The sequence below is a fragment of the Rhizobacter sp. P3_B12 genome (assembly GCF_056402895.1).
The window spans coordinates 1-9,470 of record NZ_JBFUGN010000148.1; the positions used below are offsets into that span (position 1 = coordinate 1).

Annotated in this window: 13 protein-coding genes; 9 read left to right on the plus strand and 4 right to left on the minus strand. The window is 68.4% G+C overall.

Going from position 1 to position 9,470, the window contains the following annotated elements; translation table 11 throughout:
* The coding region (locus AC1D01_RS10735; protein WP_477866021.1) for a DUF7684 family protein at positions 1 to 999 on the plus strand (999 nt) is incomplete at its 5' end.
* 134 nt (positions 1,000 to 1,133) lie between these two features.
* Here the strand turns inward: AC1D01_RS10735 and AC1D01_RS10740 are convergent.
* A complete protein-coding gene (locus tag AC1D01_RS10740; protein ID WP_477866022.1) occupies positions 1,134 to 1,418 on the minus strand; it encodes a hypothetical protein in 285 nt (94 codons plus the stop codon).
* A 77-nt stretch (positions 1,419 to 1,495) separates the two neighbouring features.
* Between AC1D01_RS10740 and AC1D01_RS10745 the strand changes: the two genes are divergently transcribed.
* The 8 genes from AC1D01_RS10745 to AC1D01_RS10780 all read left to right on the plus strand — a co-directional run bounded on the left by AC1D01_RS10745 (position 1,496) and on the right by AC1D01_RS10780 (position 6,687).
* Positions 1,496 to 1,750, plus strand: a complete 255-nt coding sequence (locus tag AC1D01_RS10745; protein WP_477866023.1) for a helix-turn-helix domain-containing protein — start codon at positions 1,496 to 1,498, stop codon at positions 1,748 to 1,750.
* An 18-nt stretch (positions 1,751 to 1,768) separates the two neighbouring features.
* Positions 1,769 to 2,011 (plus strand): helix-turn-helix domain-containing protein, encoded by a 243-nt coding sequence (locus AC1D01_RS10750; RefSeq protein WP_477866024.1) that lies wholly within the window; start codon positions 1,769 to 1,771, stop codon positions 2,009 to 2,011.
* A 75-nt stretch (positions 2,012 to 2,086) separates the two neighbouring features.
* On the plus strand, positions 2,087 to 2,953 hold the full coding sequence (locus AC1D01_RS10755; protein ID WP_477866025.1) for a HEAT repeat domain-containing protein: 867 nt from the start codon (positions 2,087 to 2,089) through the stop codon (positions 2,951 to 2,953).
* Between the two features lie 35 nt (positions 2,954 to 2,988).
* The gene (locus tag AC1D01_RS10760; protein WP_477866026.1) at positions 2,989 to 3,771 is read left to right on the plus strand and encodes an ADP-ribosylglycohydrolase family protein; all 783 of its coding nucleotides are present in this window, start codon (positions 2,989 to 2,991) and stop codon (positions 3,769 to 3,771) included.
* On the plus strand, positions 3,768 to 4,115 hold the full coding sequence (locus AC1D01_RS10765) for a GNAT family N-acetyltransferase (protein ID WP_477866027.1): 348 nt from the start codon (positions 3,768 to 3,770) through the stop codon (positions 4,113 to 4,115). Before AC1D01_RS10760 ends, AC1D01_RS10765 begins: the two co-directional genes overlap by 4 nt.
* A 38-nt stretch (positions 4,116 to 4,153) precedes the next feature.
* Positions 4,154 to 5,065: a polysaccharide deacetylase family protein gene (locus AC1D01_RS10770; RefSeq protein WP_477866028.1), complete on the plus strand. Its 912-nt coding sequence runs from the start codon at positions 4,154 to 4,156 to the stop codon at positions 5,063 to 5,065.
* A complete protein-coding gene (locus AC1D01_RS10775) occupies positions 5,062 to 6,003 on the plus strand; it encodes an alpha/beta hydrolase (protein ID WP_477866029.1) in 942 nt (313 codons plus the stop codon). The genes AC1D01_RS10770 and AC1D01_RS10775 overlap by 4 nt, the downstream gene beginning before the upstream one ends.
* Before the next feature lie 36 nt (positions 6,004 to 6,039).
* Positions 6,040 to 6,687, plus strand: coding sequence for a LysE family translocator (locus AC1D01_RS10780; RefSeq protein ID WP_477866030.1), 648 nt, complete (start codon positions 6,040 to 6,042; stop codon positions 6,685 to 6,687).
* 4 nt (positions 6,688 to 6,691) lie between these two features.
* Here the strand turns inward: AC1D01_RS10780 and AC1D01_RS10785 are convergent, their stop codons facing one another.
* The 3 genes from AC1D01_RS10785 to AC1D01_RS10795 form a co-directional block, all read right to left on the minus strand.
* Positions 6,692 to 7,729, minus strand: coding sequence for an ABC transporter ATP-binding protein (locus AC1D01_RS10785; RefSeq protein WP_477866031.1), 1,038 nt, complete (start codon positions 7,727 to 7,729; stop codon positions 6,692 to 6,694).
* Positions 7,730 to 7,764: 35 nt separating this feature from the next.
* A complete protein-coding gene (locus AC1D01_RS10790; protein WP_477866032.1) occupies positions 7,765 to 8,793 on the minus strand; it encodes a carbohydrate ABC transporter permease in 1,029 nt (342 codons plus the stop codon).
* A partial coding sequence (locus tag AC1D01_RS10795) for a carbohydrate ABC transporter permease (protein ID WP_477866033.1) occupies positions 8,790 to 9,470 on the minus strand: 681 nt, incomplete at its 5' end. The genes AC1D01_RS10795 and AC1D01_RS10790, both read right to left, overlap by 4 nt.

Below are 9,470 nucleotides of genomic sequence, written 5' to 3' on the forward strand. Positions count from 1 at the left end.
CGACGGGCCGGCCGCCCGGCCCGCGCCGCGACGGCCCGCCGCAGGGTCCGCGCGGACGCGGCCCCCGCAATGACGAAGGGCGTCGGCGCTAGCGTGAGCGGGTCGAACGCCGCGACGCCGCCGGACGCTGCCGAATGGGGCGACTTCGCGGCCGACCTGGACATCGCCTAYGCGTACCGCCAGTTCGCGGGCAAGTCGCGCGACGAGGCCTTGCTGCTGTTCGAGCAGAGCGACGTGCTGTCGCGCGCCGAAGACCTGGGCGCGATGCCGGCCGGGCCGTTCCGCTACTACATGCCGGTGTTCCGCGACTTCGTCGTCTCACCGCGCATCTTCGAGATCAACCAGGGGCTGTACGCGTCGACGGCCGCCGATGCGTTCCTGAACCTGATCATGCGCAGGCTCGAGGACGATCCGAAGGCCATCGAGCCGCTGATGCCGGAGTTGCTGCCGGCGGTGGAACACCTTGCCGAGAACCAGGCGCGCTACGACGCTGACGAGGATGTCTACGGCAGCTTCTTCGACGTGCTGGCGGCGATCCGCGAATCGCTGCGCGTGCTGTCGGGCGGGCCGACGATCCCGGGGCCGCCGGCGCGCTACCTGCACCTGAAGCCCGGCGGTGCGCTGCCCGACCTGTCGGCGCTCGCCCCGTTCCGGGCGGTCGTGATGATCGATGCCAAGCTGACGCTGACCTGGCAGATCGAAGTCAGCGGCTGGCTGGTCGACAGCGGCTGCCTGCACGTGATGGCCTGGGGCAAGGACGCGAGCCTGTGGGATCACTCGGTCGCGATGGCCAACCTGGAGCAATGCGGCTTCGGGCCGATCCCGAAGGAGGCGCAGGTCGTGACCGTGTCGCACGAGGTCGAGTCGCTCGCCGAGGTGCTGTGGTTCTGCAAGAACTGCGCGAACCATCCGGTGGTGGAACTGCAGCACACGGTGCTGATCGAGATCAGCGACCGGGGGGATGAGGAGATGGTGCTGCAGGCGTACGCGGATGCGTGAGGATCTGCGCTCCCGTTCGCCCTGAGCAGGGACCGAGCTTGTCGAGGGCCCGTCCGTCGAAGGGTTGTGCCCGACGCGCGCAGGGCCTTCGACAAGCTCAGTCCGAACGGATTCCTTGTGTTCCTGCGCCGCCCTCACGGTGCCCCGTCGAACCGCTCACCCAGACGCTCGGCCTCCTCTGACACGAGCAGCAGCGCGGTGATCGCCATGCGGCGCAGCGCGTCGTGCTGCCTGCTGTCGAGCAGCGGCGCCTGATCATCGGCAAGCGCCCAGACATCCTGCTCGGAGAGTTCGAGCAGGTGGCGCGTGCCGTCGGTGATGTCGATCACCTGCGCGAGCAGGCGAGCGATGCGTCGACTCTCGATGGGACGGCCGTGTTGCCCGGGACTGCGGCGAGAAGTGGGGGCCGTGTCGGCCATGCCGGACTCCTGACGATGAGGAAGCGCCGTCAGTGTACGGCCAGATGCTACTCAAAGTCTGTAGACCCAAAGTAGGCATGAACGCACCCTCCGCGTCCATGGAGCGAAGAGGAAAAGCCTACGAAGCGGCGCGTCTGCGACTTGCACGGCACTTGCGAGCCGAACGAGCAACACGGGGGCTCTCGCAAGAGCAGTTGGCTGATCTCGCGGGGCTGCACCGCACCTACGTCGGCTCCGTGGAACGGGCGGAAAGGAATGTCTCGTTGGACAACATCGAGCAGCTGGCGCTGGCGCTTGGAGTCGATATCTCGATCTTGCTGGGTCCTGGCTGAAGTCGTCGGGTTCAGAGCATGAGACCCAACCTGTCTCAGCAATTCGGCGAGTGCGTGCGGGCGCTGCGAACCGAGGCCGGCCTGAGCCAGGCCGAGTTCGGCGAGCGCTGCGGGTTCTATCAAACCTACCTGAGCCGGATCGAGAACGGCCATGCGAACCCGACGCTCAACGCCATCGAGGTCATTGCCAATGCGTTGGGGATGACGGTATTCGATTTGTTCGAGCAGATACGTCCTGCGGCTGTTGCGCACAAGAAGTGAATGGCCGGAATGCATGCTGAGCCGCTTGGGGATCGCGTCCTTGGCGCGAAGACCTGCTGAACACTCGGAGATTAGATGATTCGCTTCTCGCGTGATCGAAACCGCCGCCGCGGCCTGCAAAGGCTTGTGCGAAGTGCGGTTCGAGGATGGGAATCCGACGCCAGCTGGACGGCGATCGTGACACTGCAGCTGCGCGGCAACCCGCAGACGTTGGAACGGGTCCGTGCCTTGGTAGCGAGTCCGAACTGGCGTCAACGGGCAGTCGGTCTTGGCGTGGCGTCCCAGCTTCTGCACGGGCGCCGCGGGTCGATGTCTCAACACGTGGCGTACGCGCCGGAAGAGACGCAGGCCATGCTGCTGACCGGGCTGCGGGACCGGCGCGATGAAGTCGTCGCCGTGGCGGCTTGCGGGCTCTCGCATCGGCCGCACCCGGCCGCGTTGCCCGATCTCGTGGCGCTGTCCCGGCATCCGGATGCGTCGACGCGGTTCAAAGTCACCCTCGCGCTCGGACGATACGCGCAGCCGGAGGCCATCGCGGCACTGCTGCGGCTGGCCCGCGACGACGATGCCTCGGTCCGCGACTGGGCAACGTTCGGGCTTGGAACGATGCACGAGGTGGATTCCACCGACGTGCGCCAACTGCTGTGGGACAACCTCCGCGATGAGGACGAGGACGTGCGCGGCGAAGCCCTGGCCGGCCTGGCGCAGCGGCGCGATCCGCGAGTGACTGCGTACCTGATCGCGACGCTCGACGATGCGTGCCGCGTGTACGAACTGGACGCCGCCGAGAAGATGGCGGATCCGGCACTTCTCGAACCCCTGCGTGCCGTGGCGCGGATGGTGGATCGCAACACGGCAGACCGCTACTGGTTGAGCGCGCTCGATGCAGCAATGGCGGCATGCGAGAAAGATCCCGATACAGAGACTGCGGCCACCCGCTGACGCGAGCCGGTAGAGTAGCCCCAAGGAGGCACACCATGCTTGGAGCCATCGCCGGCGATGTGATCGGATCGATCTACGAATGGAACAACATCAAGACCAAGGCGTTCGAGCTGATCGGACCCCGCTGCACGTTCACCGACGACACCGTGCTGACCGTCGCGCTGGCCGAGGCCATCCTCGACGGCAGTCACTACACCCCGTTGCTGAAGGCCTATGCCAACCGCTACCCGCGGGCCGGCTACGGCGGCCGGTTCAAGGAATGGGCGCGCTCCGACGACCCCACGCCGTACTACAGCTGGGGCAACGGCGCGGCGATGCGCATCAGCCCGGTCGGCTTCGCGTTCCACTCCCTCGACGAGGTGCTGGCCAAGGCCGACCACTACACCCGCGTCACGCACGACCACCCGGAAGGCATCAAAGGCGCGCAGGCCGTCGCGGCCAGCATCTTCCTGGCCCGCACCGGAAGCAGCCGCGACGACATCAAGCGCTACGTCGAGACCACCTTCGGCTACGACCTGTCGCGCCGGCTCGACGACATCCGGCTCGTCTACCGCTTCGACAGCTCGTGCCAAGGCACGGTGCCCGAGGCGATCATCGCCTTCCTGGAGTCGACCGACTTCGAAGATGCGATCCGCAATGCGATCTCGATCGGCGGCGACAGCGACACCATCGCCTGCATCACCGGCGGGATCGCCGAGGCCTTCTACGGTGGCGTTCCGCCGGACATCGCCCGACCAGTGATGAGGATCCTGGACGGCTTGCTGCTCACCACGACGAAGCGGTTCATGCAGTCGTACACGTCGGAAACGAAGAAGTGACGGCACCGAACCCGCCCTCGCTGCGGGCCATGGCGATGGACGACTACGACGTCGTCGCCGAGAAAGACGGCCGCTTGGTGGGCTGCGTCATGTGCGGGCACGACGGTCGGCGCGGCTACCTGCAACACCTGGCGGTGCTCCCCGAGCACCGCCGGCAAGGAATCGCGAGCACGTTGGTCGGGCGCTGCCTGGCGGCGCTGGAACAGCTCGGCATCCTGAAGGTGCACATCGACGTGTTCCGCACCAACGACGCAGGGCAGGCCTGGTGGGAAAGCCAGGGCTGGCACCGACGCACCGACATCCACCGCTACTCGCACGTTCGCGGCGGCCACGAGAACGCCTGACCCCCTGCTTCACGATTGACCAGGCCTCGACACGACACATGCGCAAACAGTTCCTCCTCTTCGTGTTCGCCAGCGCCTGGTCGCTCGTCGCCCACGCGCAGACACTCGCCCTCACCTTTGACGACGGCGTGAATCCGGACGCCGAGCCGCTCGCCCGCGAGTGGAACAGCACGCTGCTGTCGGGGCTGCACGCTGCATCGATCCCGTCGATGATCTTCCCGGCGCTGTCGGCCACCGGCCCGGGCACCGGCCGCGAGCTGGTGGCCGCGTGGTCCGCCGCCGGCCACGCGGTCGGCAACCACACGGCCCGCCATCGCAACCTGGCCTCGCCGAAGCTCACGCTCGCCGAGTTCGTGCAGGACGTCGAAGAGGCCGACACGGCGTTCCGCGAGCTGCCCACCTGGGTGCCGATGCTCCGGTTCCCGTACCTGAAGGAGGGCGACACGCCGGCCAAGCGCGACGGCATGCGCGCATGGATGAAGGAACACGGCTACCGGCCAGCCCCCGTTTCCATCGACACCAGCGACTGGTACTTCAACGAGGTCTGGCTCGATCAGCTCGCGGCCGGCAAGCGCAGCCAGCTCGAACCCTTGCAGAAGGCCTACATCCGCCACCTGCTGGACCGTGCGGGCTACTACGATCGGCTGGCACGCAGCACGCTGCACCGCAGCCCCGCGCATGTGATGCTGCTGCACGTCAATGCGATCAACGCCGCCTCGATCGGCGTGATCGCACGCGAGTTCAAGGCTCGCGGCTGGACCTTCGTCGCGCCAGCGCAGGCCTTCGCGGATCCTCTCTACGCGACGGCGCCGACGACACTGCCCGCCGGCGAGAGCATCGTGTGGGCCCTGGCCAAACAGGCCGGCGCGAAGAACCTGCGCTACCCGGCCGAAGATTCCGTCTACGAAGAACCCGGGCTGCGCGCGCAGCACCTGCTGCCGTCGCCATGACCACGTTCCGCCTCAACCGCCGCTCGCTGCTCTCGATCGCTTCGGCCGCCGCGTGGCCGGGCAGCGCTTCGATGGCGGCCGTGCCGGACGCCACGCCGTACGCGCTGCCTCACACAGCGGTGCACGACGCCCCCGATCCGAAGACCGGCCGCCGCTACCAGCTGTGGGTTGATCTGCCGGCTTCCGTGGCCGACGGCGGCAACGCGACGGCCCCGTTGCCAGTGGTCTTCCTGACGGATGCGCCCTACGGATTTCCGCTCGTCCGGAGCATTCGGGCACGCGTCGGCCAGGCCGGGCGCAATCTCGAGGACTTCATCCTCGTCGGCCTCGCGCCAGCCGCGGGCGAGGACTCCGCGCTCAGCCGGGCGCGGGACTACACACCCACCGATCCGCGCCGGCGAGCCCAGCGCGGCACCGACACCTACGCCGGCCAGGCCTACGGAGAGGCCGCGCGCTACCGCGACTACCTCGCCACCGTTGCGCTGCCGCTGCTGCAAGGGCTCTACCGTGTGGACATGGCCCGCAGCACCTACATCGGCCACTCGTACGGCGGACTGTTCGGGGCCTATGTGATGCTGACGGCGCCGGCATTGTTCTCGCGCTACGCCCTCGGCAGCCCGTCACTGTGGTTCGACCGGCGCGTGATGTTCGAGATCGAGGCGGCCTATGCCGCGTCGCACGCCGATCTGCCCACGCAGCTGATGATGTACTGCGGCGCCTACGAGACCCTCCGGCCCGGGCCACGCTACTTCAAGACCGGCGACATGGTGCGCGACATCCGCGACTTCGAGCGCGTGCTGCGATCGAGGCACTACAAGTCGCTGAAGCTCGGCTCGCAGGTCATCGCCGACGAGGACCACTTCACCGTCTTCCCGTCGCTGGTCACGCGCGCGCTGCTCTGGGCGTTGCCGGGGCGCGGCCCTTACATCAGCGGATGATGTGACGAAACTGACGCGACGAAACCGACGAACCCCATGCACATCGACACCCTGGCCTCCAACCCCAACCTCGCCGTCGCCTGCACCGCCTACTTCATCGGCTGCGCGAGCCCCGGCCCGAGCATCGTCGCGCTGATGGGCACGGCGATGAACGGCGGCCGGGCGCCCGCCTTCGCGCTGGCCGCCGGCATCACGCTGTCGTCGTGGACGCTCGGGCTCACCGCCGCGCTCGGTCTCGCGTCGCTGCTGGCCGCCTGGTCCGGCGCACTGACGGTGGTCAAGGTGATCGGCGGGCTCTATCTGCTGTGGCTTGCCTTCAAGGCCGGGCGATCCGCCCTGTCTCGCCACGACTCGGCCGATGCCGGCGCGGCCGGCCGCAGCGGCAGCCTGCGCCAGATCTTCCTGAAGGGCGTCGCGATGCACATCACGAACCCGAAGGCCATCTTCGTCTGGCTGTCGACGATCTCGATGGGCCTGCCGGCCCACGCCTCGCCGACCGACTCGCTGGTCGTGTTCGCCGCCTGCGGGCTGCTGGGCCTGCTGATCTTCATCAGCTACGCGCTGCTGTTCTCCACGTCCGTCGCGCGGCGCGTCTACCGCTCGATCCGCCGCGTGTTCGACGGCACGATCGCGGTGTTCTTCGGCTTCGCCGGTTTGCGGATGCTGCTGTCGCGGCACCTGTAGGCGTTCAACGCACGCGTGCCCCCGTCGCGCCGTCGAAGACGAACGCCGCCCCCGGATCGAACGCCACGCCGACCCGCCGCCCGACCGGCTGGTCGAAATCCTTCGCGCCCTTCACCGTCAGCTTGTGCGCGCCGACGTGCAGCGTGACGAGCGTGTGGTCGCCGATCAGCTCCACCGCGTAGATCTCGCCCTGCAGGGCGCCGCCTTCCGCGATGCGGCAGTCCTCGGGCCGGATGCCGAGCACCGCCTCGGCCAGGCTCGCCGTCACCGGCGTCGGCACGCGCAGCCCCTCGCCCTCCAGCCACCCGCCCGACAGCGCCCCGCGCAGGAAGTTCATCGGCGGCGCGCCGATGAAGCCGGCGACGAACAGGTTGGCCGGGTCGTTGTAGATGCGTGCCGGCGTGTCCAGCTGCTGCAGCACGCCCTTGTCGAGCAGCGCCACGCGGTGCGCCAGCGTCATCGCCTCCACCTGGTCGTGCGTCACGTACAGCGTCGTGATGCCCAGCTGCTGCTGCAGGTGCTTCAGCTCCGCGCGCATGTGGCCGCGCAGCTTCGCGTCCAGGTTCGACAGCGGCTCGTCCATCAGGAACACCGACGGCCGCCGCACCATCGCGCGCGCCAGCGCCACGCGCTGCCGCTGCCCGCCCGAGAGCTGCCGCGGGTAGCGGTCGAGCAGCCCGTCGAGCTGCACCTGCTTCGCCACCGCCAGCACCTGCTCGTGCTGCTGCGGCTTGGGCACGCCGCGCACGTCCAGCGGGTAGGCCACGTTCTCGGCCACCGTCTTGTGCGGGTACAGCGCATAGCTCTGGAACACCATCGCGATGTCGCGGTTCTTCGGCAGCACGTTCGTCACGTCGCGCTCGCCGATCAGGATGCGCCCGGCGCTCGCCGTCTCCAGCCCGGCGAACACGCGCAGCGCGGTGCTCTTGCCCGAGCCCGATTCGCCAAGCAGCACCAGGAACTCGCCGGGCTGCACCTGCAGGTTGAAGTCGCGCAGCACCTCGACCGCGCCGAAGCGCTTGCCGAGGTGGTCGAAGGTCACCGAGTGCGGTGCGGACAAAGCGGGAGTCGTCAACATCAACCTTTCACCGCGCCCGTCAACAGGCCGCGGGCAATGAACTTCTGCAGGAACAGGGTCATCACGACCACCGGCACGATCATCAGCAGGATCAGCACGCTCATCGTCCACCACTGCGGCCCGCGCGTCGCGTTCTGCGCCGCCACCAGCAGCGGCATGGTCTGCGCATTCGCGGTCGACAGGAACAGCGCCAGCAGGTACTCGTTCCAGCTCAGGATCAGCACCAGCAGCGTCGTCGCGACCAGCCCCGGCCGGGCCAGCGGCAGCATCAGGTCGAACAGGATGCGGTAGCGCGAGGCACCGTCGAGCGCCGCGCTTTCTTCCAGCTCGCGCGGGATGCCGTCGAAGAAGTCGACCATCAGCCAGACGACGATCGGCAGGTTCGCGGTCATGTAGGTCACGATCAGCGCGAACTGCGTGTCGAGCAGGTGCACCTGCTGGAACATCACGTAGATCGGAATCGCCGACACCACCGGCGGCAGGATGCGCTGCGAGATCATCCAGAACAGGATGTCGTCGTTGCCGAGCCGCGCGGTGAGGCGCCGCTGCAGCGGCCGCAGCCCGAGCACGAACAGCATTGCGGCCACCGGCAGCGCCCAGCCGAGCGACAGCCCGGYGCCGACCACGAGCGCGACCACGGCGGCGACGCTCGCGATGAACAGCAGCACCGCGGCGACGCTCGGCCGATAGGTGATGCGTGTCAGCGCATAGGCCGCCATCGATCCGATCGCGACCGCCAGCAGCGTCGACAGGCTCGCGATCAGCATCGAGTTCAGGTACGGCCGCAGCGTGTCGCGGCCGGTCTCGACGAGGATGTACTTCCACGCGTGCAGCGAGGGCTGGAAATCGACGAAAGGCAGGAACACCGGCCCGTCGGACACCTGCAGCGGCTCCTTGAACGAGGTGACCAGCACCCAGTACAGCGGGAAGAACACGACGAAGGTCCACGCGAGCAGCGCGCCGTACACCAGCACGCGCGGCAGCGGCGCGAGCTCGCCGAGGCGCCGCGACTCGAACAACCGCTTCATGCCGCCTGCCCCCCGCGCGCCGGCCGCACGACGAAGTGGAAGAAGCTCACCGCCATCAGCGTCGAGACGAACAGCAGCAGGTAGGCCACCGCCGCCGAGCCGCCCAGGTTCAGCGAGCGCCAGTCGATGAAGGCATGCAGCGTCATGCTCTCGGTCGCGATGCCGGGCCCGCCGTTGGTCAGCACGTTCGGCAGGTCGACGATCTTGAAGGCCTCGATCACGCGGATCAGCACGACGGCCGCCGCGGTCGGCGCGATGGCCGGCCAGGTGATGTCGCGGAAGATGCGCCACGACGGCGCGCCGTCGAGTTGCGCCGCCTCGAGCTGGTCGCGCGGCTGCCCTTCGATCGCGGCCAGCAGCACGATGAAGATGAACGGCACCCACTGCCAGGTGTCGCCGACCAGCACCACCCAGCGCGCCGACCAGGCGTTCTGCGCCCAGGTCATCGCGCCGAGGCCGAGTGCGCGGGCGATGGGTGCGAACGGGCCGACGCCCATGTCGGCCAGCATCCGGAACATGTAGGCGATGCCGACCGGCGTGACCATCAGCGGCAGGAAGAACGACAGCCGGAACAGGTTGCGCCCGCGGATCGGCTGCGCGCACAGCAGCGCCAGGCCCAGGCCGAGCCCGAACTGCAGCGCGACGCCGCCGACCACGTAGAACAGCGTCGTCAGCAG

Bases quoted from the DNA above. Each gene is read 5' to 3' on its own strand.
- AC1D01_RS10745 (WP_477866023.1), top strand. From the start codon at position 1,496: ATGAACGCACCCTCCGCGTCCATGGAGCGAAGAGGAAAAGCCTACGAA.
- AC1D01_RS10770 (WP_477866028.1), top strand. From the start codon at position 4,154: ATGCGCAAACAGTTCCTCCTCTTCGTGTTCGCCAGCGCCTGGTCGCTC.
- AC1D01_RS10750 (WP_477866024.1), top strand. From the start codon at position 1,769: ATGAGACCCAACCTGTCTCAGCAATTCGGCGAGTGCGTGCGGGCGCTG.
- AC1D01_RS10740 (WP_477866022.1), bottom strand. From the start codon at position 1,418: ATGGCCGACACGGCCCCCACTTCTCGCCGCAGTCCCGGGCAACACGGC.
- AC1D01_RS10755 (WP_477866025.1), top strand. From the start codon at position 2,087: ATGATTCGCTTCTCGCGTGATCGAAACCGCCGCCGCGGCCTGCAAAGG.
- AC1D01_RS10780 (WP_477866030.1), top strand. From the start codon at position 6,040: ATGCACATCGACACCCTGGCCTCCAACCCCAACCTCGCCGTCGCCTGC.
- AC1D01_RS10775 (WP_477866029.1), top strand. From the start codon at position 5,062: ATGACCACGTTCCGCCTCAACCGCCGCTCGCTGCTCTCGATCGCTTCG.
- AC1D01_RS10760 (WP_477866026.1), top strand. From the start codon at position 2,989: ATGCTTGGAGCCATCGCCGGCGATGTGATCGGATCGATCTACGAATGG.